We start from the raw sequence: 24,430 nt of genomic DNA, 5'->3' as shown, positions 1-24,430 counted from the left end.
TATTGCCTCAAACGCTTATTTTAGTTGGACAATACGGTTTTTAAACTTTTTTCATACCTGCGCAAAAAGATTTCGCACACCGTGGAGACCTTTGCCCTATCAATTTTTTATAAAGATGTTACTGACTATTACGACGAGACATACGCCTGCTACCGACCTGGGATATTTGCTGCATAAGCATCCGGCGAAGGTGCAGGAGGTTGAATTTGGAAAGGGGAAGGCGCATATTTTTTATCCGGTAGCTAACGAAAACGAATGTACCTGTGCCCTGGTGCTGGATATTGACCCTGTGGGCCTGGTGCGGAACAATGACAACCAGTTTGCGCTGGAGCAGTATGTGAATGACAGGCCCTATGTGGCATCTTCCCTGATGAGTACTGCTATTGTGAAGGCATTCAGTTCGGCGATAAACGGCAAGTGTAAAGATAAACCGGAGCTGGTCGATGTGGCGCTACCACTGGAAGTGAAATTGTCTGTACTGCCGGTGAGCGGAGGGGAAACGATGCTGTACAGGATGTTTGATCCGCTGGGATACATGGTGACGGCTACACAGCATCCGCTGGACAAGCAGTTTCCCGAGTGGGGCAACAGCCGCTATTTTACGGTTACACTGAGACAGACTATTACCTTAAAGGCTTTATTGTCACATCTTTTTATACTGATCCCGGTACTGGATAATGACAAGCATTACTGGGTGAACAAAGAGGAAATAGAGAAGTTGCTGGCGAAGGGAAAGGGATGGCTGGAAGTACATCCTGAACGGGAGCTGATCATACGTCGTTATCTGCGTCACCAGGCTTCGCTGGCTAATGTTGCACTGGCAGTAATGATGAAGGATGATATGCCGGAGGAATTGCTGAAGACCGATACTGTTGCAGAGAAGCCTAAGCCCGGATTGCATGAGGCACGTTTACAGCGGGTATGTGAAGAGTTGCTCAGTACTCCTGTGAGATCTGTGGTAGACCTGGGATGTGGAGAGGGAAAACTACTGAAGCTTTTAGTACCGCATCAGCAACTGACACATATAACGGGGATGGATGTATCGTCCCAGCGACTGGAAATTGCTTACCGGCGATTGAAGATTGACCGCCTGCCGGACAATCAGCGCAAGCGCTTGCGGCTCATACAGGGATCACTGACCTACCGGGACAGAAGGATTGAGGGATTTGAGGCGGCTGCGCTGGTAGAAGTGATTGAACATCTTGATCCTGACAGACTCAAGGCGCTGGAGAAATGTGTATTTGGATATGCAATGCCGGGAAAGGTGATAGTCACCACACCTAACAAGGAGTGGAATGTCACTTTTACTGAAGATGCAGCGCAGATGCGGCATAGCGATCACCGGTTTGAATGGACACGCGCCGAGTTTCAGCAATGGTGTGATAAGCTGAGTGCTGCATATGGATATGCATATGTTATCAAGCCCCTGGGTGATGAAGTGGAGGAGATCGGAGCGCCCACCCAAATGGCAGTTTTCACGAGGTAGGGCGCAGCTATTTATCAGATAATATAATTGAATTTATGAGGATACAGATACCCGAGTTATCTCTTGTGGTAATGGTAGGCGCCAGCGGGTCTGGCAAGAGCACTTTTGCCAGGCGATGGTTCGCCAATGCGGAAGTGGTAAGCAGTGATGCCTGCCGGGAGACAGTGAGCAATAATGAGAACAATATGGATGCGTCTGAGGATGCGTTCGACCTGCTGCACTATATAGTAGGTAAAAGATTGAAGCGCGGTTTGCTGACGGTGGTGGATGCCACCAATGTGCGTCCGGAGGACAGGAAGAAGCTGGTGGCACTGGCGAGGGAGTATCATGTGCTGCCTGCTGCCATCGTGTTGAATATGTCTGAGAAGGTTTGTCTTGAACGGAATGAGCTGCGGACAGACAGGAACCTGCCACCGCATGTAGTGACATCTCACATCAGCCTTTTGAAAAGAAATGTCAGCAAACTGAGGGAAGAGGGGTTCAGGAAAATATTTGAATTGCGTGACGTGGAACAGGTTGCCGGGGTGAATGTGATAGAAAGGGAAGCATTGTGGAATAACAAGCATAGCGAACAGGGGCCGTTCGATATTATCGGCGATGTACATGGCTGTTATGAGGAGCTTTGTAGCCTGCTTACGTTGCTGGGCCATACCGTGGATACAACTGCATACAGGGTACAGGTGAATAATGGCAGAAAGTTGGTATTTCTGGGAGACCTGACGGATAGAGGTCCGGCGACACCGGCGGTATACAAGCTGGTAATGAACGCCGTGAATGATGGAGTAGCCCTTTGTGTGCCGGGCAACCATGATATGAAGTTGCTGAAGTTCCTGCAGGGGAAGAATGTACAGCTGACGCACGGACTGGAAAGGACGGTAGCGCAGCTGGCGGAAGAAGATACTACCTTCAGGGAGCAATTAAAGGGCTTCCTGGATGGATTGGTCAGCCATTATGTGCTGGATAACGGCAAGCTGGTGGTGGCCCATGCGGGATTGAAGGAGGAGATGCAGGGAAGGGCTTCTGCAGGTGTACGTGAATTCTGCTTGTATGGAGAGACGACCGGAGAAACGGACGAATTCGGGTTGCCGGTACGGTATAACTGGGCCGCAGGTTATCGTGGCAAGGCCATGGTCGTGTATGGGCATACACCGGTATACGCGCCCCAATGGTTCAATAATACGATCGATATAGATACAGGCTGTGTATTTGGCGGTAAGCTGACGGCCCTGCGTTACCCCGAAAGGGAGTTGCACAGCGTGCCTGCACTGGCTACTTATATGGAGCCGTCCAGGCCATTGAAGATACCCGGAGAGGGCAATAACCTGCAGCATGAAGAGGATGACGTACTGGATATTGAAGACCTGATGGGCAAACAAGTGATCCCTACCCGTTTGCTGAACCTGGTGACGGTGCGTGAAGAATATACGGCTGCGGCACTGGAGTCTATGAGCCGGTTCAGCATTCATCCGAAATGGCTGATCTATCTGCCGCCAACAATGTCTCCTTCAGAAACAAGCACCCTGCCTGAATACCTGGAACATCCTGCGGGCGCGTTCAGCTACTACCGGAAGAATGGGATCAAACAGGTGATCTGTGAGGAGAAGCATATGGGATCCAGGGCTGTGGTGATCGTCTGTAAGGACAGTGAAGTGGTGAAGCGTCGGTTCGGTATAGAAGAAGATAGTATAGGCACCTGTTATACGCGTACGGGCAGGGCGTTCTTCACTGATAAGGCGACAGAACAGGCCTTCCTGGGATTGGTGCATACAGCGCTGACTGAGCGTAATTTCTGGGAAGAGATGGAGACGGACTGGGTATGCCTGGACAGTGAGCTGATGCCCTGGAATGCAAAAGCGCAGGCACTGGTGCAACAGCAATATGCTGCTACGGGAGCAGCTGCAGTAAATGCGATGACGGAGGCAGTTGCTGCTTTGACTGCAGGGGCAGAAAATCCGGCAATAGCATCTTTGCTGAAGGATTATGAACAGCGTGCAACGATGTGTCATCAGTTCACCGATGCCTACCGGCAGTACTGCTGGGAGGTGAAATCCCTCAGTGACTATAAGCTGGCGCCATTCCATCTGCTGGCTACGGAAGGGAAGACCTATTTCGATAAAGATCATGTCTGGCATATGGAGCAGCTGGGCCGCTACTGTGGTGGAGAAGGGAATCCGATGATCGCTACGAACTGGCGGGTGGTGGATCTGGAAGATGAGCAGAGCGTTGCGGATGCTACCAGCTGGTACACGGCACTGACAGCGAAAGGAGGAGAAGGAATGGTGGTGAAGTCCCTGTCATTCATAGAAAGGGGCGAGCGCGGTTTGCTGCAGCCGGCTATTAAGATCAGGGGCAGGGAATATCTGCGGATCATCTACGGACCGGAATATACGCTGGAACGTCATCTGACGCGGCTGAAACAAAGAGGGCTGGGAGCCAAAAGGGCGCTGGCGCTGAAAGAGTTTGCGCTGGGTGTACAGGCGATAGAGCATTTCGTAGCGAAGGAGCCGTTGAGGAAAGTGCATCAGTGTGTGTTTGGGTTGCTGGCGCTGGAGAGTGAGCCGGTGGATCCGAGGTTGTAAATTACGAGTCGTATTGCGTATGGGGGTAGGACGTGTGTCGCGCGGGCGCACCGGGGGATAATGCATGGCCCACGGCGGCGATCGGGGCGGACGCGTTATCAACCCGGGGGATAATGCATGGCGCGCGGCGGCGATCAAGGCGGACGCATTATCAACCCGGGGTTGAAAACACCGCGCTACAAACACGAGACCCCTAACAGGGTCTTTGTATTTAGCGCCTCCGAATTGTTTTAAGGAGTTTTTTTATACCTGTTCAATTGGATGGGAAACCGATGTGTTAGCGGCCTTTTATTTTTTTGGCAACTGATTTACCTGTGGTTAGTGCTGCTTCTACGGTACCGGGGCTTGCGCCATTATAGAGGGCTTCGCCGGCAAAGTAGATGGTGTTTTCAATACCTGTGTTCAGCAAAGCCTGCGCTGCCTGTGATGCAGGCGTACCATAGCTGTAGCCTCCCATGACATGAGGATCGGCTGTCCAGTTGGCGATATAAGCGCTGACGAGTTGTTCTCTCAGCGTTGCCTCGGTTTCATTGCAGAGCGAAGCAAGGGAGCTGATAGACAGGTCCAGCAGCTGTTCGTCTGTTTGGGTAATGTGAGCCGCAGATGGCGGGCCTCCCAGCCAACCTGTGAGCGTATTCGTCCTGGAAGGGTTTTGTGTCCACCATGTAGGGATGGGCGTTTCGCCGAAAAGAAAGCCCATCTGAGGGGAATGTTTTTCCCAGAAGGGCGTTTTGAAATGCAATATTGTTTTGATGACTATCCCCCAGCCGATATCATTGGCTGCTTTGATATAGTCAGGAATAGCGGGTGAAAAGGAAATTGTATTCTTCTGCAGTGCGCCGAGGGGAATGGTAACGATCAGCTTATCTGCTGAAAATGTTGTGCCATTTGCAGTTTGTACCTGTACCTTACCTGCCGACCATTCAACAGCGGTGACAGTAGTATTGGTTATAACGTTACACTCCAGTTTACGGCATTCTTCTTCCAGGAAGTCTGTCATAGCTGAATATCCCCTGTCTATCCTGAAGTTCTTTTCACTTTCGTTTGTCCATTCATCGTACAGGTATTGTACACTCACTTTAGAAATATCTGCGAGGTCGAAGCCTTGTACAAATCCCTGGATATTTTGTCGCAGGTCAGGGTGCTGAGCATAAGGGTAATGCTGATCGAGAAAGTCCTGCATGGTCATGTCTGCCGGGCTCTTTCCCATTTGTTCCAGCAGCTGATCCCAGTTGGAAATCATCTCATGCTGTAGCATCCATTGCCCGTCGCGGACATGGAACATCTGACCGCTTATCGCCTGGTATTGAAGTCCGGCTTCTTTCAGTAATCCTATTGTAATGGGCAGCTCGCCATGTACGAACTCGGCGCCTGTTTCTGCTATTTTGATGCCATCCCGGTAGATCGTTTTTATACGTCCGCCGGTAGTATTCATAGCTTCCAGTATCGTTATTTTGTACTGTCCGGCTAATTCCCTTGCGGCAATCAGTCCTGCGGCGCCTGCGCCTATGATGATAATCTCTTCTGATGTTTTGGCCATATACCTAATGATTCTATTATAGCAAGTTATGGCTTTTTATGTTGTTTATGTACTTATGTTATACGCGGGTAACAGTCTTTGAGTCTTCTGGCAAATTGTGGGGCTGTTATGTTGTCTAAGTACTTATGTTATACGCGGGTAACAGTCTTTGAGTCTTCTGGCAAATTGTGGGGCTGTTATGTTGTCTAAGTACTTATGTTGTACGCGGGTAACAGTCTTTGGGGCTTCTTGCAAATTGTGGCGCTGTTATGTTATTTGAGCGCTTGTGTTATACGCGGGTAACAGTCTTTGGGTTTTCTGGTAAATTATAAGCTGTTGTGTTGTTTGAGCGCTTATACTATGGAAAGGGGATTAGTTTTTATCTAAATGGAGAGGGGCTATATCATACTTGATACAGCCCCCCTTTCTTGCGAAAAAGAAAATTAATTCTTTTTGAATCGCATAATTACTTTAGCATAATTATTCGTGTATTCAGTTACGGTCATACCCGGTTCACCGGTAACGGTGGTATCGAGCTGACGGACTTCTGTCGTTATTACCAGCGTATCACCTGCCCATTTGTATTTAGCTCCGGATGGTGTTGCTTCCACCGGTTCGTCGCCCATTTCAGGAGCAGTTACAAAGCCACCGCTAAGGTAAATGGAATCTGTGCCGATCAGTTTATAGTCGGACGTGCTGCTGGCTTCCGGAACATCCATGGTAATTGGCATGTTCGAATAGCCGGTCTGCACGCCGTTGGTGTAAGTCGCACCTAACAGGGTAGTTTCGATGGTGTACTTAAATTTGTTTGAATAAAATTTAGTAGGGTCGATTGTAATGGTACCGGCGATGTTTTTAGCATCATAATCGTAGGTAGAGATCGTTTTGATCACGTCACCATTCGCGGCATAGTGGTATTCCAGTTCTACATGATTGTCGGCTTTCATCGCTACGAATGTGTAATTCCCTTCCAGACCATTTTTTACTTCGTTGTTTGTGTCGTCGTCATTCGAACAGGATGCAAATGCAGATGCTAAAACGGCTAACAATAACGCTGATTTTACTGATTTCATAAGTATATATGTGGGTTTAAAAATACGCGTACGCAAAGGTATGTAATTACAAATGAATTATAAAAATAATTATTTGTAACAGTGTATAGGCGAAATAACAAGAGGGCAGTAATTATCTTTTCAGGACTTTTTCTACTTCATAGAGGCGTCTTCTTAATTCTGTAAGTTCTTCTTCCAGCAGGTCTACTTTTTCACTGAGCAGGTACTGGTGGTAATCGGGAATAATGGAGAGTTCGCGCAGTTTTGGGAAGAGGTCGTGTTTGAAGAAGGTTAATCCGGTTTCTTCTCCGTGAAATTCGTGCGCAGTTTTTGTAAGATGGTTGTACAGGCAGTAGCGGAGGCCATCAGAATTGAATGTCCAGGGACTGATGTACAGCAGTTCCCAGTTGCCGATCCTGAGTAGTTCCAGTTCTCCTTTAGCGTTTACAAACTGGTAGATGGTAGATTCAACATAACCATTGGATTTGTAGGTATCTGTTGTCATGAGAATGTAGGAGTACTCGGGTAAAATGGATATTGATTCAAGACTGTGTAATGGGCTGTGACTTCCATCTCTGAATATTGCGTAGTATCTGACCATAAAAATGCTATCTGTTTGAATATTCGTATCACATAACTGGCAAAGGCAGTGACAATAAGATTAGGTTGAAAATAATATAATTAATATGAAAATCATGTATTAAATATAGAAAATGGGTAACAATCCATGAATGGGAATTGTATAGACGGCTTGAACAGTTGTGGCGGACATACTCATTTTAAATAAAATGCTCTTATCTTTATGGATTAATAAACACGAATTTATGAAGTACTTTTCATTATTAACCATTGCCGGGGTATTATTGTTTTCGGCTTGTAAGAATGGCAGTAATGCTCCGAAAACTGCAAAGGAAATATTGGAGGAGGCAGCGCCGAACATGAATGCAGGCGCGGGTAAATTCGCTATTGACGCACCTGCGGGCTGGAAGCGGATAGATACGACCCTCAACGGTGTTAAATCAACAATACTACTGGCGCCGGAAGAAACGGATGGTTTCAGAACAAATATCAATGTAGTGTCTGAGAACATCGGGAAAGACTCCCTGCAGGCTTACTTCGACAAGACAGTGAGCTCAATGGAAAGATACCTGGAGAAATTCGCAGTAGCTGATAAAGGCGATAAAGACATTAACGGCATTGCTTCCAAATGGGTGAAATATACGGCTGTACAGGGCGGCAAGCAGGTAGCTGCGGTATTGTATATCGTACCGAAAAACGGTATTGCTTATGGTATTACCGGTATTACAAAGGCAGGTGAGGGTAATAAATATTTTGCCGTATTTGAACAGACAGCGTCCACATTCAAGGTGACAGAATAATTGATGTGATTATATTATTGAAACACAAAGGCCGGGCATTTAGTCCGGCTTTTGTGTTTTATGGCTTATTACTCTATTAATTTTGTAGGTTTTTATAGATTTATGCTTGTAACAGAATATTTAAGTTGATCAATGCATTCTATGAGACGTAAATTCTGGATGGCAGTCCTGACAGGCAGCGCTATGCTGGTGGGTATGATGGCTGAAGGGCAGACCCGCAAGCCTAATATTATTTTTATTATAGCGGATGACCTGGGATATGGAAACCTTAGTTGTTATAACCCCGGGAGTATTGTGAAAACGCCGAATATTGACAAACTGGGACAGGAGGGTATCCGGTTCACGGATTTCTATTCGGGCAGTACGGTTTGTGCGCCATCGCGTTGTGCATTGCTAACCGGAAAGCATATGGGACACGCCTACATCCGCGGTAACAGTCGTTTGCCACTGCGGATGCAGGATAGTACACTGGCGCAGTTGCTGCAACAGAACGGGTATCGTACGGGGATGTTTGGCAAGTGGGGACTGGGAGAAGAGGGGACTACCGGATCTCCGGAGGTAAAGGGCTTTGATACATTCTTCGGTTATCTGAATCAGCAGCACGCCCATAACTACTATAGCAATTACCTGTTTGAGGTGAAAAATGGAAAGATGAGCAGGGTGCCGCATGACACGACGGTATACACGCAGGATGAGATCATGGCGCACGCGGTGTCTTTTATCAGGGATAACAAGGATGCGCCTTTCTTCCTTTTCCTGCCTTTTACCCTGCCTCATGCCGAGCTGGCGCCGCCGGCTGCTGATATGCAGGCATTTCAGAACGCTGATGGCACCAGTAAGTTAGGACCGGAAACGCCGTATCAACGAAATGGCGGCACTTATCGCAGCCAGCCGCAGCCGCATGCTGCCCTGGCGGCAATGATCGCGAGGCTGGACAGGAATGTCGGGGAGATAACGGCGCTGGTAAAGCAACTGGGGCTGGATGACAATACCTATATCTTTTTTACCAGCGACAACGGTCCTCACAAAGAAGGAGGCGCTGATCCGGAATATTTTAACAGTAATGGTCCTTTGAGAGGTATCAAACGTGACCTGTATGAAGGAGGGATACGGGTCCCCATGCTGGTAAGAGCGCCGGGTAAAGTGTCTGCCGGACAGGTTAGCAGTATTCAATGGGCTTTCTGGGATATTTTACCAACCCTGACCGATCTTACACATTCAACTACTTTATCCGGAATAGATGGATTATCTTACAGCAAAGCATTGAATGGGAGTAAGCCCGGAAGGCAGCATGATTACTTTTACTGGCAGTTCAATGAAGGTGGATTAAAAGAAGCAGTGCTGAAGGGCGACTGGAAACTGATCCGCTTTAAACGCCAGGGAACGGCTGCCCGGTTTGAGCTGTACCGTCTTTCTTCAGATATTGGTGAAGCGCATGACCTGGCTGCAAAATATCCGAAGAAAGTAAAAGAACTTTCCAGGTTAATGCTGCAATCAAAGACACCAGCCGAACATCCGGAATTTGACTGGTCGGCGGTAGAACAATAAATGACGTTATGAAAACTGTATTCCAAAAAACCGGCAGGTTGCTGTTAACGGCCCTGTTCTTATTGTTTGTATGGCCTGCCTTTGCACAGAACACCTGGCCCGCTGTAAAGAGAGAGACTAAACCCTGGACCCGCTGGTGGTGGATCGGCAGTGCAGTAAATGAAAAGAACCTGGCTTCTTCACTGGATGTATTGCAGCAGGCTGGTTTTGGTGGTGTGGAGATTGCGCCTATCTACGGGGCTATGGGATACGAACCGCAATATGTCAGTTTTCTTTCACCACGCTGGACGGAATTACTCCGCTACACGGTATCAACCGCAGGACAACGGCAGATGGGCGTAGACCTTACCACGGGTACGGGCTGGCCTTTTGGCGGTCCGCAGGTGACGAAGGCTTACGCGGCTTCCCGTTTTATTATACAACAATATCATCTGGCTGCCGGAAAATCGCTTACGCAACCTATAAGGGTAAACGATACCAAACAGGAAGGTGCAGCATTGCAGGCGCTGACGGCTTATAGTGGCAGTCAGACCGTATCACTGCTGGATAAGGTAGACAAGGAGGGACGTTTACATTGGTCGCCCGCCAGTGGAGAATGGGAGCTGTATGCTCTCTTTGACGGCTGGACCCTGCAGCAGGTAAAGCGTGCGGCGCCGGGAGGGGAAGGATATACACTTGACCATTTATCGGCCGAGGGTACGCGGATCTATCTGCATCGTTTTGATACTGCCTTTAAGTATAAGGCGCCGGGCGTACGTTCTTTTTATAACGACAGTTATGAGGTGTATAATGCCGACTGGACGCCTGCGTTCCTGACCACATTTAAAAAGAAGAGGGGGTATGACCTGACGAAGTATCTGCGCGAGCTGGCCAGTAATGACAGTACAGATTTGGTGGCGAGGGTGAAGTCTGATTACCGGGAAACGATGTCTGACATGCTGCTGGAGAATTTTACCCGTCCGTGGACACAGTGGGCGCATGGATATAAGAGCCTGTCGAAGAACCAGGCGCATGGATCACCGGGCAATCTGCTGGATCTGTATGCGGCGGTGGATATTCCGGAGTGTGAGACTTATGGTTCGACCTATTTCCCGATTCCCGGTTTACGCAGGGACAGCGCGGATATCAGGAATGTGGACCCTGACCCGGTGATGCTGAAGTTTGCCTCTTCTGCCGGACATGTGACAGGGCATCCGCTGATATCGTGTGAGACGTTTACCTGGCTGACGGAACATTTCAAGACTTCCTTATCGCAATGTAAGCCAGAGGTGGAGCAGGCTTTCCTGTCGGGAGTGAACCATGTGTTCTACCATGGCAATACTTTTTCCCCGCCCGAAGTTCCCTGGCCGGGATGGCTGTTTTACGCCTCGGTGAATTTTGTGCCGACAAACAGTTTCTGGCCACATCTGCCGGGGCTGAACGAATATATTACCAGGGTACAATCGGTGTTGCAGTCGGGCGTGCCTGACAATGAGCTGCTGGTGTACTGGCCGGTATACGATACCTGGTACCAGGCAAAGGGCCGGGATATGTCGCTGAATGTACATGGTATTGATCAATGGCTGCAGCCTACCGCATTTTATAAACAGGTGAAGGCATTGCAGCAGGCGGGGTATTCCCTGGATTTTATTTCGGATGAACTACTGGCGAAAGCTGCTACACGAAAGGCAAATGACAGCACGGTTGACCGGCTGTCTGCTTATAAAGTCATTGTTATACCGAAGACCAGGTTTATGCCTGTGGCTACGCTACGGCAAATTATGCGGCTGGCAGGCCAGGGAGCCACCGTTATGATGGAATCTCTGCCAGAGGATGTGCCGGGACTGGGAGCGCTGGATAAACGAAGAAAAAGCCTTAAGAGCATCCTGGACTCATTGCAGTTCAAGTCTTATGCGCATGGCATACAGGTCATGCCGTATGGAAAAGGAAGACTGGTACTTTGTACCGAGATTAAAAATGCATTACTGCTGACAGGTATACCGGGTGAGACGCTGACCAGCAAAGGGCTGAAATTTATCCGCAGAAAAGATAAAAATACAACCTGGTACTATATCGTAAATCATACTCCGCAAAAGATAGATGAGTACCTGCCTTTGAATAAGGCGACAGGCGGAGTGATGCTACTGGACCCGCAAACAGGCAGGACTGGCCTTGCACAAAGCAGGTTAGATGGAGGGCGTACCCTGGTGAAGTTGCAATTATTACCCGGAGAAGCAATGATCGTGCACACGGGAAGTGGCGTACAGTCAGGAGTGATGGCCGACTGGAAATACCTGGAGACACCGGAAGCGCCCATTACATTATCCGGTGACTGGCAGTTGACCTTTACCAATGGAGGGCCTTTTATGCCGGCTGGCCGTCAGCTGGATAAACTGACACTATGGACAGCCCTGGGCGATACGGCTGCCAATGCCTATTGCGGATCGGGCGTATATACGACAAGTTTTACACTACCGGAGAAGAATGCGGGAGAATACGTTTTGGATATCGGTCAGGTGCATGAAAGCGCCCATGTGTGGGTAAATGGACAGGATGCAGGTATACTCTGGGCTATTCCTTTCAGGGCCAGAATAGGGCCGTACCTGAAGGCGGGCAGTAATGAGGTCCGCATAGAGGTGGCTAACCTGATGGCCAACAGGATACGGTATATGGACCAGCACCAGGTACCCTGGAAGCGGTATCATGAGATCAATTTCGTAAATATTAACTATACGCCCTTTAATGCTGCAGGCTGGCCGGTGCAGCCTTCTGGGCTGACGGGACCGGTTACTATCACTCCGTATCGCTGATTTGTTTGAATTTTGTAACTTCGGGGTATGGCAACAACACAAACACTGGAGGAATTCTATCAGCAGAAATTTAACTGGTTACCTGAAAATCTTCAGCAGGATATCGGGCATTTCAATGTGTTCCGGCTTGAAGACAGCCTGGCGGGCGTACATGGTACTGTGCCTTTTAAGTATAGTCGCCGGGATTTTTACAAGATCAACCTGGTACGGGGAAAGACCCTGTACCATTACGCTGATAAAAGTATAGAGCTTGATGGAACTGCATTGATGTTCTTTAACCCGCATGTACCGTATACCTTCGAGCCGCTATCCGACGAACGGACGGGGTTCTTCTGCATATTTAAAGAAGGGTTCTTCACGGAAAGAATGAGGGGTAACATCAATGAGCTGCCGATGTTCGCACCGGGCGGCAAGCCTTCCTATATGCTCAATAAAGAGCAGGACGAGCATATCAGTCAGATCTTTACGAAGATGCTGGATGAGATAGGGTCAGACTATAAATATAAGTATGACCTGCTGATGAACTACGTAACGGAAATTATCCACTATGCCATGAAAATGACGCCTATGGATACTTTATATAAGCATCCCGACGCCAAATCGAGGATCACTTCCGTATTCACAGAGCTACTGGAGCGGCAGTTCCCCATAGAATCTACTTCCCAGCGGTTCACCCTGCGGTCGGCCAAAGACTTTGCAGACCAGCTATCAGTGCACGTCAATCACCTGAACCGTGCTATCAAGGACACTACCGGCAAAACCACCACGGAGCATATTGCCGAGCGGCTGGTAGGAGAAGCAAAGGCCCTGTTAAAGCATACTGACTGGAATATTTCCGAGATCAGTTATTGCCTGGGCTTCGAAGAGCCGGCACATTTCAACAACTTCTTCAAGAAACAAACCAAGGTAACCCCTTCCTCTTTCAGGACTGTTTGAATTTTGCAAGCATCGCTTTGATGGGTATAAGCTTTAGTGATACTACCTGTAGTAGTTTTGTATCACTAAAATCACGAAAGATGAGCGAGAAAAAAGTATGGTTTGTAACAGGAGCATCGAAAGGGCTGGGGCTTAGTCTGGTGAAGCAATTACTGGCAACCGGTCAGCTGGTGGCGGCTACTTCCAGGAAACAGGCGGATCTGATCGATGCAGTAGGTATTGCGTCTGCACAATTTCTTCCCTTAGAAACAGATTTAACGAATGAAGCCAGCGTTGCTGCGGCTGTAGATAAGACAATTGCAACGTTTGACAGGATCGATGTGGTTGTAAATAACGCTGGTTATGGCATTGGCGGAAGTATTGAAGAACTGAGCGATGATGAAACGAGAGAGAGTTTCGACGTAAATGTTTTCGGTACTTTGAATGTGATCCGTAAGGCCATGCCGTACCTCAGGGCACAGCGGTCGGGACACATCATTAATATTTCCTCCATTGCAGGTATTGCGCCGGCTACAGGATGGGCGGTGTATGGGGCTGCGAAACATGCTGTGATAGGATTGTCGGAAGTGCTGGCGGAGGATGTGAAAGAGTTTGGCATCAAAGTAACGGTTGTGGCGCCGGGCGCGTTCCGGACGAGTTTCCTCACGGCCGAATCGCTGGTGATTGCTAAAGAGCCTATTCCGGAGTATACGGCGATCCGGAATTCTCATGCGAAGTATAAGGGAATGGATGGGACGCAGATAGGGAGTCCGGAGAAGGCAGCTAATGCGCTGATCGCTATTGTAAATGAGCAGAAACCACCGGTGTATTTGTTGTTGGGTTCTGATGCGTATGCGAGGGGGCTGGCGAAGCTGGAATTGCTGAAGAATGCGTTTAAGGAGCGGGAGGAGTTGACAATGTCGACGGATTTTTGATATTATTATTCACGCTAAGTAGCTCCGGTTCCAGTATGGGATGTCGGTCGGCCGAAGGCCCGACATTCCCATCTGAAACCGGGTGCTACTTTCGCTCTCCCTACGATGATATAGTGAGTCCGGCTTTCAGTACGATGATGGCTATTCTGTATCTGGAATTGCGGCCATTGAGTTATTCTTGTAAGGTTGTCTCTGATATTCACGCTAAGTAGCTCCGGTTCCAGTATGGGATGTCGGTCGGCGCCTCTCTGGCAGCGGAGTACTATTTGGCTTTGTCAATCGGGTGGACGATGGGATATCGATTTAACTGCATCGGTCGCATGCCCAGAGAGCCGAAGGCCCGCCATTCCCATCTGAAACCGGGTGCTACCTTCGCTCTCCCTACGATAGCATCGTGAGTCCGGTTTTCAGGACGAATACGTATTCTGACATAAAACGCATTGACGGTATTCAGTATTCAGTATTCAGTATCCAGTATTCAATATTCGGTAACTGTTCCTCAAACATTACAACTCTATAGAGCAGGCCTCAATCTATAAGTGGAAGTCGCTAAGCATAGCGGCTTCAGGTGGGAATCACTGGCCTATGTTGTTTGAAGCAGCCCACACGATTGACAGGGGTTTAATACATATCCAATGGCCCACACGATTCCAAATGCCTAATAGCACGCAGCTTCAAAGAACACAGCCAGTGATCCCAGCCTGAAGACCGCGGTATAGCCCATCAATATGATATGCAGCATCCCAAAATATGAGCGGAAGTCAATAAGCATAGCGGTGGGAATCACTGGCCTATGTTGTTTGAAGCCGTTCACACGATTTCCGATGCTTAATAGCACGCAGCTTCAAAGAACACAGCCAGTGATCCCAGCCTGAAGACCGCGATATCGCCCCAATCCGTATATATGCAGCAGCCAAAAATGCAAGCGGAAGTCGCCTGATTATTTAATAACAGACATCGTAATTCTGATAATATCATCAAATACCTTCTTGTCGGCGCCTGATTTGGAATGTACGCTCAGGCCCCAGAGATTATTCATGACAAATCTTGCGAGGGAGCGGGGCGGATTGTCTTTAGAGATCTGTCCCTTTTCCTGACCTCTTTTAATAGCTGAAGTGAAGGCATTTTCCAGTGCTTCCCTGTTCTCTTTTACGATAGCAGCTACTTCTTCGTCGTGCGGGGCGAGTTCCACTTTGGAGTTCACCATGAAACAGCCCCTCTTGTCTTCACCTGCGAAGCTTTGTGCTTTTGTTTGCAGGAACAGCAGTTTAAGTGTTTCGGGAATATTCTCCGACGCTTCCAGTATCTCAATGATCTGCGCGGTGACGGTATTTCTGTAGCGTTTCAGTGTACTGATGAATAGGCTTCTTTTATCGCCAAAGGTATCATACAGACTGGAACGGCTCAGTTTCAGTTCATCCAGTATTTCCTGCGGAGAAGTGCCGTTGTATCCTTTATGCCAGAAAAACAGCATGGCATTGTTCAGCATTTCCTCTTCGTCAAATCGTTTTGTCCTTGCCATAGGTGATACTATTTATTATACAAATGTACAAAACGGAATTAAAATTCCGGAATAGAAAATATTTATTAGGAACTTTTGTTCCGTTATGTATATATTTGCGGAACAAAAGTTCCGTTATAATAAAAATTTAATCATCAGATATGAAGAAGACAGTATTTATTACAGGTACCAGCGATGGTTTAGGAAAATTAAGCGCAAAGTATTTTGCAGGACAGGGATGGAATGTAGCGGCTACCATGCGTATGCCGGAAAAGGAGACAGAACTGACACAATATGAGAATATCCGCATTTTCAGGTTGGACGTCACTGACATAGAACAGGTGCAGGCAGCTGTGAGAGATGCGATAGCTGCATTCGGAAAGATAGATGTAGTGGTGAACAATGCGGGAGTGGGCAGTTATGGTGCTTTGGAGGCTGCGTATGAATCGGTGATAGACTGGCAGTATAATACGAATGTGCGCGGTCCTATTAACGTGATCCGTGGTTTCCTGCCTCACTTCCGGGAAAACAAGGGAGGAATGTTCATCAATATCAGCTCCTTCATGGGGGTTACTACTGCTGTACCGGTAGGGTCTCTGTACAACATGTCCAAGTTTGCGCTGGAGGGTCTGACAGAGGGACTTTATTATGAGCTGAAGCCTTTGAACATTGAGTTACGCCTCGTAGAGCAGGGCGGATCGAGCGGGAATAACTTCAAAGACCGTATTGCCTGGAATAAACATCCTGAGATCCGTGATTATGATGATATCACTGACAAGGTTAAGTCAATGATGGCTAATGTAGACCCGGCATTGCTGGATGATCCGCAGACGATTGTAGATGTGATCTATGATCTGGCTACAGGAAAAAGCAAGCAGTTCAGGACATTGGTAGGGGATCAGGGTAAGCAGCTGATGGCGATGCGTAATTCCATGCCGATTGAGAATTACCTGGAGACAATTGCAGGACTTTATAAGTAAGATAATATAGAGCGGCTTTGATCGTGGAGAGGGAATAACAGGACATAGAAAAGTAAGTCAGTTGTCAGCGCTGCACGAACGCAGCTCTGACAGCAAAGAAGTAACGATAGGTCATATGTGACGTCCGCCTTTGGAGGAGCAGCACCGCAGTGTTGTTCCTTCAAATGTTTGTACCTATGCTACTGAGTTTGTTTGTTTGTTTGTTTGTTTGTTTGTTTGTTTGTTTGTTTGTTTGTCCGCGTCTGGAAGCAGAAATATTCTCCAGGCTAATGCAGGCGACTCATATCCTTTTTAAATACCAGTGTTTCGGATGTAATATGTTGAATAGCGGCTACGGACGTCTGTTTGTCAAGCCGTTCCAGTATCTCCGGTAATGCGGCATCTCTGCCGAATTCGTTGTAAGCGTTATATGCCAGCAATAGTATCAGCTGATTGATATCACCTCCATCCACTACTTTGTAAATGTACAGGCAGGAGGTGTGCAGCTGGTCTTTTAGTTTACGGGTGATTGCGATAGCTGCATTGATATCAGTGGCGGATAAAGTTATCATACGCAGTAAGCGTGACTGTAATCCTGCGTTACTGCCACAGCTGGCCACCTTTTCCAGTTTCATGACAGCCCGGAGATCTGCAAAGGGATAGACATGCAGTTTATTATCGGCTCCGTCTTCTGCAGGTTTCAGCGGTGTGTCAAAATCCTGCCAGGCATGATCCACTGTTGCGTCCATAAACTGTCCGCTCCGGGGACCGGATGTGAAGTACCAGCCGTACCAGTCCCAGGGATCATCATTGGCAGCATGCCATTGGAGATGTTGGCGGTAGCCGGTTTCGAAAGTTAGTGCCTGTCCTTCTTTAGGTTCCCATATGACAAATTGCGCCACATTCTTTTCCTGTGCGGATGCCAGCGAAGAAAATAGCAATGCTGCTATCAGCAATGATTTCATGTTTTTTGACACAAAACTACTGCTGTGGCATAGGCGGAAATTGTAAAAAAGTGAACTGTCGATATTGAAAATAGGTTATTGATCCAGGTATTGCTACTGCTGTGGCATAGGCGGCAATTGTAAAAAAAGAGAACTGTCAGATATTGACAAAAACGTTATTGATCCACGTATCACTATTGAAATACGCCTTAGGCGATTGCTGGGTATACTGCCGGAATGTGCGGATGAGGTGGGACTGGTCGTAATAGCCGGTTTCATAGCTACCGGCGGTATAGTTTTCATTGGGATGCGCCTTTTGCCAGGCCACAAAGTGGTTGAAGCGGATAATGTTGCTCACGGCTTTGGGCGTTAATCCCACCTGTTTTTTAAACAGGGCGTCAAGATATTTTCCTGATACGCCGGTGCGGTGCAGGAGCTGATCTACAGACACGTTTCCTTTGTGACGCATTATTTCGCGTACGGCAGCGTGTACATAATCGTAAGTGCTGGAAGGCTGTTCCAGCCTGGTGATCATCCCGGTAAGCAGTTTCTCGAAGTGGCTGAAAGTCGTTTGTGGATGTTCTGTGATACAATCCATAAAGCTGCCGGCAGGGAGAATATCACTCAACGGTGTAATACCGGAGGGCGGATCGGGGACCGGCATTTTCAGAAAAGCGGATAAGGTATGCGGGTAGAAACGAATACCGTATAAACGCGCGCCCGGCATCAGCTGTAGCGTGTAGCAGGTGAGTGTTTGTCCCGCGATAAAAGCGGTAGGCTCTTCGATCCACTCCGTGTCACTGAATTTTCGTTTGCCTGTATGCGGGTACAGATGGAAAATAATTTCATGATGCCCGTCGGGTAAGATATCCTCCAGGTAAGGCTGCGGGAGATGTGCAGGGACTTCCAGGTACCAGCAGTTTTTGACCAGATGGGTCAGGTTTTGCGGAATATAGGTTTCGATGCGTATCATAATATAACACGAAAATTACCACTAAAATTGACAAACGGAACCGCATATTCGGATAAATTCCGTAATTTCATTTCTCACTAAAGAAAAGGAGGTATTCATGCAATCTACAGAATATTCATGGAAACCTTCGGTTGGTATCGCCTAACCGGGTTGCTCCATAAAAAATATCTGGGACGCGGACGCGTCGAGGTCCTTCCGGTTACGCCGGGAGGACTTTTTTTTCCCAGTCACACAATATTTGTTCTGCCCGTTCGTCAGCTTATCAGCGCATTAACCCAACGCCCCTATACCTGCGTATTATAATGCTCTATTTTTAGTTTAAATTGGCCTTTTGCAGTGATAGGTCTGCCAGCTGCCATATATTTGTTATTGATATGAAGAAGACAAATGCACCTGTTGCCACGACAGGGAAAGGAAAATCAGGATTGATGTCTTTGCTGCGCCCTTACAGAGGACAATTATTCTTACTGATCCTGATGGCTTTATGTAGTAATGGATTGAACCTGGTCCTGCCAGCACTGACCGCCAAGGGTATCGATGCCTATGCTAAAGGAACGCTGGTGATGAGAGACCTGGTAACCGAGTTCATCGCCGCCGCTGCCGGTATTTTTATTTTCACTTATCTGCAAAGTATCATTCAGACATACATGGCCGAAAAGGTGGGACGCCGTTTGCGAACATCTCTCGCCGACAGGATCTCCCGGCAGGACTATTCGTATATACAGCAGGTCAATCCCTCGAAACTGCTCACGAATCTGACGGGCGACGTCGACAGCATCAAGGTCTTCATTTCACAGGCTATTATTTCCATCGCTTCTTCTGCCTTTATGATCATAGGTTGCTGTGTACTGCTGCTGAGCAGGGACTGGAAGCTTGGACTGGTCATACTCACTATCATTCCTTTTATTGCGATCGCTTTCTGGCGGGTGCTGAAAAAAGTGCGCTCTATGTTCCGCATCAGCAGAGAGGTAGTAGATAAGCTGAATAAGACGATCAACGAGAGTATTACCGGTGCTGCCCTGATCAGGGTAGTCAATGCACAGCAGCTGGAATACGACCGTTTTATTGCACCGAACGGAGAGTCAAAGACACTGGGTATCGCGATCGTGCGTATGTTTGCCGGCCTGGTACCCGTTATCAGTTTTCTGGCAGGGATGTCTGTACTGGCAACGCTCCTCCTGGGAGGACATTTTGTGATAAGAGGCGAGATGACGCTGGGTGATATTGCCGCTTTCAACAGTTATATCGCTCTATTGATCTTTCCCATCATTGTGATCGGGTTTATGAGTAACCTGATTGCGCAGGCATCTGCTTCCTTCCAGCGTATCAGCGAGGTATTGTATGCACCGGAAGTGCAGGATAAAGGGACGGTGAAGAAACAACTGGACGGAGACGTGATGGTAGAAAATATTGTCCTGTCTATGGACGGTAAACCGGTGCTGAAAGATGTTTCCTTCTCGGTAAAAGCCGGTACCCGCACCGCTATTATTGGTCCGACGGCAGCGGGTAAAACACAGCTGCTGAATGTGATCGTGGGATTGCTGAAACCTGAGAGCGGACGTATATGCTATGATAATACGGACCTCGATGAATATGATAAAGCGGCTTTGTTACAGCAGGTGGGCCTGGTATTCCAGGACAGTATTGTTTTTAATATGAGCCTGCGTGAGAATATTGCCTTTAATGAAACCGTAAGCGAGGCTACTATGCAGCAGGCGATCGCTACGGCAGAGCTGAAAGAGTTTATCGCCGGCTTGCCTGAGGGATTGGAAACAGTGGTATCTGAGAGAGGCGCCAGTCTTTCCGGCGGACAAAAGCAACGTATCATGCTGGCGAGAGCGCTGGCTATTAATCCGCGCATCCTGCTGCTGGACGATTTCACCGCAAGAGTGGATGCCAACACCGAGCAAAGGATACTGGAGAATGTCCAGGAAAATTATCCGCATCTGACTTTGATTTCCGTTACGCAAAAAATAGCATCTGTAGAACATTTCGACCAGATCATTCTGCTGATGGATGGGGAAGTGATAGCCGCGGGCGCCCATCCGGAGCTGATGCAGACATGTCCTGAATACGTACAGATCTTTAATTCCCAACGTAGCACCAGCAATTATGAATTACAACCTGAATAATACAGACAGAACGGAACAGAAAAGCACTTCAGGTAAGCGTCTCCTGAAATTACTGGCCTATATCAAAACGGAACACAAGGACCTGATGAAGGCATTCTTCATCATGATGGTCAGCCAGTCGCTGACGCTGACTGCGCCCTTTGTAATTGGTTATACGATCGATCATTATGTACAGTCGAAGCAGTTCTCCGGCATCCTGCTGTGTGCTGGTATTTTGCTGGCTATGTACCTGGTAAACTTTGCATTTTCCTACTGGCAGAGTCTGATGATGGGAGGAGTAGGGCAGCGTATGTTGTATAATCTCCGGAATGCGGTTTTTGTAAAGCTGCAGGAGCTGCCTATTGCCTTCTTTAACCAGAATAAAACAGGCGATCTCATTTCGCGTATCAACAATGATACGGACAAGATGAACCAGTTCTTCTCACAATCCCTTGTGCAGTTTGCAAGTGGTATTATGTCGATGACAGGAGCCGGTATTTTTCTGTTGTGTATAAATGTGAAACTAGGTGTTGCTACATTGTTGCCGGGCCTGATGTTATTGGTTTTCACCCGTCTGATATCTCCGTTGGTGAAGCGTAAGAATGCCGCCAATATGAAAAGTACGGGAGGCCTGAGTGCAGAGATACAGGAAAGTCTGAGCAATTTCAAAGTGATCATAGCTTTCAACCGCCGCGATTATTTCCGTAAGCGTTTTGATCAGGCCAATCAACAGAGCTACCGTACGGCGGTATCTGCGGGATTGTTCAATAACATTTTCACGCCTGTCTTTTCTTTCTGTTCGCAGATGGCCATGCTGGCGGTGTTAGTGTATGGTATTTACCTGATCTCTGTGGGAGAGTTTACCGTGGGATTGCTGATCAGTTATTTATCTTACTCTAACCACTTCTATAACCCTATTCGTCAGCTGGCAGCGCTGTGGACGAACTTCCAGATGGCGATGGCGGGATGGGACAGGATCTCGCAGATCCTCGAGCTGGAATCTGATCTGAAGGTGATACCGGCTGGTCCGGCGAAGGACAATGCTCCGCTGATCAGTTTCAGCAATGTATATTTCCGTTATCCGGGAAGTAAAGACATTCTGCGGGATGTAAGCTTCAACATGGAAAAAGGAAAGACTTATGCATTGGTAGGGCCTACCGGCGGAGGAAAAACAACGACTGCTTCTCTGATAGCGCGGCTGTACGATCCTACAGCAGGGGAGGTGTTGTTGAACGGGCGAGATATCCGCTCATACACGCCGGAAGAACGGGCACAGAAGATCGGTTTTATCCTACAGGAACCTTTCCTTTTCTCGGGCACTATCCAGGAGAATATCGTGTACGGGAATGCGCGATATGCTGAATACACGACGGCGCAGCTGGAAGAAGTCATTGCGAAGGCCGGACTGGATACCTTGCTGGAGAGATTTGAGGAGGGGCTGGCAACAAAGATCGTATCTGGTAACGACGGCATCAGCCTTGGGCAGAAGCAGCTTATCGCCTTTATGAGGGCCGTACTGCGTGATCCGGATCTGCTGGTGCTGGACGAGGCCACAGCCAATATTGATACCGTAACTGAACAGCAGCTGGAGGCGGTGTTGCAAAAGCTGCCGGCTCATACCACCCGTGTGATCATTGCACACAGGTTGAATACCATTGAGAATGCGGATGAGATCTTCTTCGTGAATAATGGGGAGATTGCCCGTGCCGGATCTTTCAGTCATGCGATGAACATGTTGTTGCATCACGAGCGTAGCTCGTGATGCCATCAGCCTCCCAGTCCGCTGAAGATGCTGAATGTGATGACGCTTAACACAATAAGTGTGATCACCACATACAACTTATCTTTCTCCATGGCGAAAGCCAGTACTGAAAAGGCGATACGGGTGATAGGAGTAGCCAGTAGCACGACTACGCCCAGCTGGATGATAGCCCTGCCATCTAATCGTAATACGCCCTGAAAAATGCCGGGTAAATGCCGGACATATTCCGGAGCACCGGTAAATTGTGTGTATGTGGGCATGGCAGCGCCATGATTGATCAGGTAGATGATACCTCCGATGAAGGCGATGATGCTGGAAGTGATGACGCCCCAGCGCAGCTGCTGACCGATGAACATTTCTACGTCCCTTTCCTGCCAGAATGATTTCGAAAATAACCTTTTCATTTGCTTATAATTTCCCTGTAAAACCGTTATAGATCATTTCCAGCGCCAATGCACTGATCACAACACAAAAGAGAATCCTGAGCTTGCGTGTGTTCAGTTTCATCAATAATCTGGAGCCACCGAATGCGCCTGCGAGTACGCCCAGTACCACCGGCATGGCGATGCCCGGATCGATATATCCGCGTTGCAGATAGATCACCGCACTGGCAGCGGCAGTTACTCCGATCATAAAATTGCTGGTAGTAGTGGATACCTTGAAAGGGATGCGCATAACGCCATCCATTGCCAGTACCTTGAGTGCGCCGGAGCCGATACCCAGCAGTCCCGATACGATGCCAGCCACTGTCATCAGGGCGTAGCCGCCAGCAACACCCCTTACTTTATACGGAACTTCCTGACCATTCACGGGGTACGAGCTGTTGAGCCGCATGATGCTGGCCAATTTGCTGCCACTGCCACCATTACCATGTTCGTTTTTCTTTCTCAAGGTCATAGCAGCGGAGAATAACAGCACAAAACCAAAGAGGATTGCCACCAGGTGTGTGGGCGTGTATACTGCCAGTATAGCACCTACAATAGCGCCGGTGGTAGTGGCTATTTCGAGGAACATTCCAATGCGGACATTAGTAATGCCTTCCTTAATATAGGCGGCGGCCGCCCCGGATGAGTTGGCGATCGAGGCAACCAGCGAGGCGCCTACTGCATAACGGATGTCGACATGAAAGATGAGTGTCAGCAGGGGAATGATCACTACGCCCCCTCCCAGACCTGTGAGAGATCCCAGCATACCGGCGGTAAAGGCGCCGACCAGGAGAATTAATGTGAATACAAGAACAGACATGACAATTATATTTAGAAATTATTTTCAAGGATGGCCTTTACGGTTTGAATAGCTTTACCGGCTTGTTGTTGAGCGATAGCAGCGGCAAGCTGTACGTGCAGGTCGTGCGTTCGCTGGAACTGTGAGACATGCGGTTTCTCCCTTTGCCGGAAGCCATCCATGATCACGTTCGTGAAGGTCTGGTAGAGGTCTGCCAGCACACTGTTATGGGAGGCCGTGGCAACGGCTCTGTGAAAGCGTATATCGGCGTCTGCACAGGCGCTATAATCATCCGCAGTAATAGCTTGCCATCTTTCGTCCAGCAGGGCCTGCATCGTGTCGAGGTCTTCCTGTTGCCGGTGCTGTACGGCCAGCTGTACTATTTCCACTTCCAGCAGCTGGCGGACGTGATTCACTTCCTGTATAGCGGCGCGTCTGAGTCGCTGGTCCAGCGGTTCTGCCATCGTTTTGGGGTCGCAGACGAAGGTCCCTGCGCCTTGTTGTACTTTCAATATTCCCGCGTTGGAAAGCGTCTTTATTGCTTCCCGGATGGTAGATCTGCCTACGCCGAACTGCTCCATGAGGACCGGTTCCGGTGGGATCAGCTCACCGGGTTTGTATTTCCCCAGGGAGATGTCTTTTTGCAGGCTATATATGACCTGATCGGCCAGTTTGATTGCTTTTGCCATGATTAAACGTCTGATGTTTCACAAAGGTATGATGTCTGGATGAAACGTCTGATGTTTAAATCAAA

The 24,430-nt window shown here is 48.3% G+C and carries 19 protein-coding genes; 10 read left to right on the top strand and 9 right to left on the bottom strand.

What is annotated here, in order from left to right; genetic code table 11:
* The first annotated feature begins 115 nt into the window (after positions 1-115).
* Entirely contained in the window at positions 116-1,486 is a 1,371-nt protein-coding gene (locus L3C95_RS25850; RefSeq protein WP_236392236.1) for a 3' terminal RNA ribose 2'-O-methyltransferase Hen1, read from the top strand.
* A gap of 35 nt (positions 1,487-1,521) precedes the next feature.
* The gene (locus L3C95_RS25845; RefSeq protein WP_236392234.1) at positions 1,522-4,065 is read left to right on the top strand and encodes a polynucleotide kinase-phosphatase; all 2,544 of its coding nucleotides are present in this window, start codon (positions 1,522-1,524) and stop codon (positions 4,063-4,065) included.
* A gap of 277 nt (positions 4,066-4,342) precedes the next feature.
* Here L3C95_RS25845 and L3C95_RS25840 read toward each other — a convergent pair whose 3' ends face one another.
* The 3 genes from L3C95_RS25840 to L3C95_RS25830 form a co-directional block, all read right to left on the bottom strand.
* On the bottom strand, positions 4,343-5,605 hold the full coding sequence (locus tag L3C95_RS25840; protein WP_236392232.1) for a flavin monoamine oxidase family protein: 1,263 nt from the start codon (positions 5,603-5,605) through the stop codon (positions 4,343-4,345).
* A 422-nt stretch (positions 5,606-6,027) separates the two neighbouring features.
* Positions 6,028-6,657 (bottom strand): hypothetical protein, encoded by a 630-nt coding sequence (locus tag L3C95_RS25835; RefSeq protein ID WP_236392230.1) that lies wholly within the window; start codon positions 6,655-6,657, stop codon positions 6,028-6,030.
* 112 nt (positions 6,658-6,769) lie between these two features.
* Positions 6,770-7,237 carry a hypothetical protein gene (locus L3C95_RS25830; protein WP_236392228.1) on the bottom strand — a complete coding sequence of 156 codons (468 nt, stop codon included), beginning with the start codon at positions 7,235-7,237 and terminating at the stop codon, positions 6,770-6,772.
* A gap of 223 nt (positions 7,238-7,460) precedes the next feature.
* Between L3C95_RS25830 and L3C95_RS25825 the strand changes: the two genes are divergently transcribed.
* The 5 genes from L3C95_RS25825 to L3C95_RS25805 all read left to right on the top strand — a co-directional run bounded on the left by L3C95_RS25825 (position 7,461) and on the right by L3C95_RS25805 (position 14,202).
* Positions 7,461-8,015: a hypothetical protein gene (locus L3C95_RS25825; RefSeq protein ID WP_236392226.1), complete on the top strand. Its 555-nt coding sequence runs from the start codon at positions 7,461-7,463 to the stop codon at positions 8,013-8,015.
* Between the two features lie 141 nt (positions 8,016-8,156).
* Positions 8,157-9,563 (top strand): arylsulfatase, encoded by a 1,407-nt coding sequence (locus L3C95_RS25820; protein ID WP_236392224.1) that lies wholly within the window; start codon positions 8,157-8,159, stop codon positions 9,561-9,563.
* Positions 9,564-9,571: 8 nt separating this feature from the next.
* Positions 9,572-12,352: a glycosyl hydrolase gene (locus L3C95_RS25815; RefSeq protein WP_236392223.1), complete on the top strand. Its 2,781-nt coding sequence runs from the start codon at positions 9,572-9,574 to the stop codon at positions 12,350-12,352.
* A 27-nt stretch (positions 12,353-12,379) separates the two neighbouring features.
* Complete coding sequence (locus L3C95_RS25810; RefSeq protein ID WP_236392221.1) at positions 12,380-13,288, top strand: helix-turn-helix domain-containing protein; 909 nt, start codon at positions 12,380-12,382, stop codon at positions 13,286-13,288.
* An 80-nt stretch (positions 13,289-13,368) separates the two neighbouring features.
* A complete protein-coding gene (locus L3C95_RS25805) occupies positions 13,369-14,202 on the top strand; it encodes an SDR family NAD(P)-dependent oxidoreductase (protein WP_236392219.1) in 834 nt (277 codons plus the stop codon).
* A gap of 940 nt (positions 14,203-15,142) precedes the next feature.
* Here L3C95_RS25805 and L3C95_RS25800 read toward each other — a convergent pair.
* Complete coding sequence (locus tag L3C95_RS25800) at positions 15,143-15,724, bottom strand: TetR/AcrR family transcriptional regulator (protein ID WP_236392217.1); 582 nt, start codon at positions 15,722-15,724, stop codon at positions 15,143-15,145.
* A 140-nt stretch (positions 15,725-15,864) separates the two neighbouring features.
* On the opposite strand from L3C95_RS25800, the gene L3C95_RS25795 reads away from it, so the two are divergent.
* Complete coding sequence (locus tag L3C95_RS25795; protein ID WP_236392215.1) at positions 15,865-16,683, top strand: SDR family oxidoreductase; 819 nt, start codon at positions 15,865-15,867, stop codon at positions 16,681-16,683.
* A 266-nt stretch (positions 16,684-16,949) separates the two neighbouring features.
* Here L3C95_RS25795 and L3C95_RS25790 read toward each other — a convergent pair whose 3' ends face one another.
* Positions 16,950-17,627, bottom strand: coding sequence for a hypothetical protein (locus tag L3C95_RS25790; RefSeq protein WP_236392213.1), 678 nt, complete (start codon positions 17,625-17,627; stop codon positions 16,950-16,952).
* Positions 17,628-17,763: 136 nt separating this feature from the next.
* Positions 17,764-18,579 carry a helix-turn-helix domain-containing protein gene (locus tag L3C95_RS25785; protein WP_236392210.1) on the bottom strand — a complete coding sequence of 272 codons (816 nt, stop codon included), beginning with the start codon at positions 18,577-18,579 and terminating at the stop codon, positions 17,764-17,766.
* A gap of 374 nt (positions 18,580-18,953) precedes the next feature.
* Between L3C95_RS25785 and L3C95_RS25780 the strand changes: the two genes are divergently transcribed.
* Both L3C95_RS25780 and L3C95_RS25775 read left to right on the top strand, forming a co-directional pair.
* Positions 18,954-20,711, top strand: a complete 1,758-nt coding sequence (locus tag L3C95_RS25780) for an ABC transporter ATP-binding protein (protein ID WP_236392209.1) — start codon at positions 18,954-18,956, stop codon at positions 20,709-20,711.
* The gene (locus L3C95_RS25775) at positions 20,692-22,452 is read left to right on the top strand and encodes an ABC transporter ATP-binding protein (RefSeq protein WP_236392207.1); all 1,761 of its coding nucleotides are present in this window, start codon (positions 20,692-20,694) and stop codon (positions 22,450-22,452) included. The genes L3C95_RS25780 and L3C95_RS25775 overlap by 20 nt, the downstream gene beginning before the upstream one ends.
* A gap of 5 nt (positions 22,453-22,457) precedes the next feature.
* On the opposite strand, the gene L3C95_RS25770 is transcribed toward L3C95_RS25775, so the two are convergent.
* From L3C95_RS25770 to L3C95_RS25760, 3 genes are read right to left on the bottom strand one after another with little or no spacing between them, the layout of a single operon-like run.
* On the bottom strand, positions 22,458-22,856 hold the full coding sequence (locus tag L3C95_RS25770; protein ID WP_236392205.1) for a DUF1634 domain-containing protein: 399 nt from the start codon (positions 22,854-22,856) through the stop codon (positions 22,458-22,460).
* A 4-nt stretch (positions 22,857-22,860) separates the two neighbouring features.
* A complete protein-coding gene (locus tag L3C95_RS25765) occupies positions 22,861-23,697 on the bottom strand; it encodes a sulfite exporter TauE/SafE family protein (RefSeq protein ID WP_236392203.1) in 837 nt (278 codons plus the stop codon).
* A gap of 11 nt (positions 23,698-23,708) precedes the next feature.
* Positions 23,709-24,365, bottom strand: a complete 657-nt coding sequence (locus tag L3C95_RS25760) for a FadR/GntR family transcriptional regulator (protein ID WP_236392202.1) — start codon at positions 24,363-24,365, stop codon at positions 23,709-23,711.
* Between the last annotated feature and the right edge of the window lie 65 nt (positions 24,366-24,430).

This window comes from Chitinophaga filiformis (assembly GCF_021646545.1).
Taxonomy (GTDB): Bacteria; Bacteroidota; Bacteroidia; order Chitinophagales; family Chitinophagaceae; genus Chitinophaga; species Chitinophaga filiformis_A.
The sequence above is the reverse complement of the archived record's forward strand: the minus strand, read 5'-3'. Positions and strand labels throughout refer to the sequence as shown.

Excerpts from the sequence above, each read along its gene's own strand:
- L3C95_RS25795 (WP_236392215.1), top strand. The coding sequence starts at position 15,865 with ATGAAGAAGACAGTATTTATTACAGGTACCAGCGATGGTTTAGGAAAA.
- L3C95_RS25820 (WP_236392224.1), top strand. The coding sequence starts at position 8,157 with ATGAGACGTAAATTCTGGATGGCAGTCCTGACAGGCAGCGCTATGCTG.
- L3C95_RS25760 (WP_236392202.1), bottom strand. The coding sequence starts at position 24,365 with ATGGCAAAAGCAATCAAACTGGCCGATCAGGTCATATATAGCCTGCAA.
- L3C95_RS25785 (WP_236392210.1), bottom strand. The coding sequence starts at position 18,579 with ATGATACGCATCGAAACCTATATTCCGCAAAACCTGACCCATCTGGTC.
- L3C95_RS25845 (WP_236392234.1), top strand. The coding sequence starts at position 1,522 with ATGAGGATACAGATACCCGAGTTATCTCTTGTGGTAATGGTAGGCGCC.
- L3C95_RS25800 (WP_236392217.1), bottom strand. The coding sequence starts at position 15,724 with ATGGCAAGGACAAAACGATTTGACGAAGAGGAAATGCTGAACAATGCC.
- L3C95_RS25775 (WP_236392207.1), top strand. The coding sequence starts at position 20,692 with ATGAATTACAACCTGAATAATACAGACAGAACGGAACAGAAAAGCACT.
- L3C95_RS25850 (WP_236392236.1), top strand. The coding sequence starts at position 116 with ATGTTACTGACTATTACGACGAGACATACGCCTGCTACCGACCTGGGA.
- L3C95_RS25825 (WP_236392226.1), top strand. The coding sequence starts at position 7,461 with ATGAAGTACTTTTCATTATTAACCATTGCCGGGGTATTATTGTTTTCG.
- L3C95_RS25790 (WP_236392213.1), bottom strand. The coding sequence starts at position 17,627 with ATGAAATCATTGCTGATAGCAGCATTGCTATTTTCTTCGCTGGCATCC.
- L3C95_RS25835 (WP_236392230.1), bottom strand. The coding sequence starts at position 6,657 with ATGAAATCAGTAAAATCAGCGTTATTGTTAGCCGTTTTAGCATCTGCA.
- L3C95_RS25765 (WP_236392203.1), bottom strand. The coding sequence starts at position 23,697 with ATGTCTGTTCTTGTATTCACATTAATTCTCCTGGTCGGCGCCTTTACC.
- L3C95_RS25830 (WP_236392228.1), bottom strand. The coding sequence starts at position 7,237 with ATGGTCAGATACTACGCAATATTCAGAGATGGAAGTCACAGCCCATTA.
- L3C95_RS25770 (WP_236392205.1), bottom strand. The coding sequence starts at position 22,856 with ATGAAAAGGTTATTTTCGAAATCATTCTGGCAGGAAAGGGACGTAGAA.
- L3C95_RS25815 (WP_236392223.1), top strand. The coding sequence starts at position 9,572 with ATGAAAACTGTATTCCAAAAAACCGGCAGGTTGCTGTTAACGGCCCTG.
- L3C95_RS25840 (WP_236392232.1), bottom strand. The coding sequence starts at position 5,605 with ATGGCCAAAACATCAGAAGAGATTATCATCATAGGCGCAGGCGCCGCA.
- L3C95_RS25810 (WP_236392221.1), top strand. The coding sequence starts at position 12,380 with ATGGCAACAACACAAACACTGGAGGAATTCTATCAGCAGAAATTTAAC.
- L3C95_RS25780 (WP_236392209.1), top strand. The coding sequence starts at position 18,954 with ATGAAGAAGACAAATGCACCTGTTGCCACGACAGGGAAAGGAAAATCA.
- L3C95_RS25805 (WP_236392219.1), top strand. The coding sequence starts at position 13,369 with ATGAGCGAGAAAAAAGTATGGTTTGTAACAGGAGCATCGAAAGGGCTG.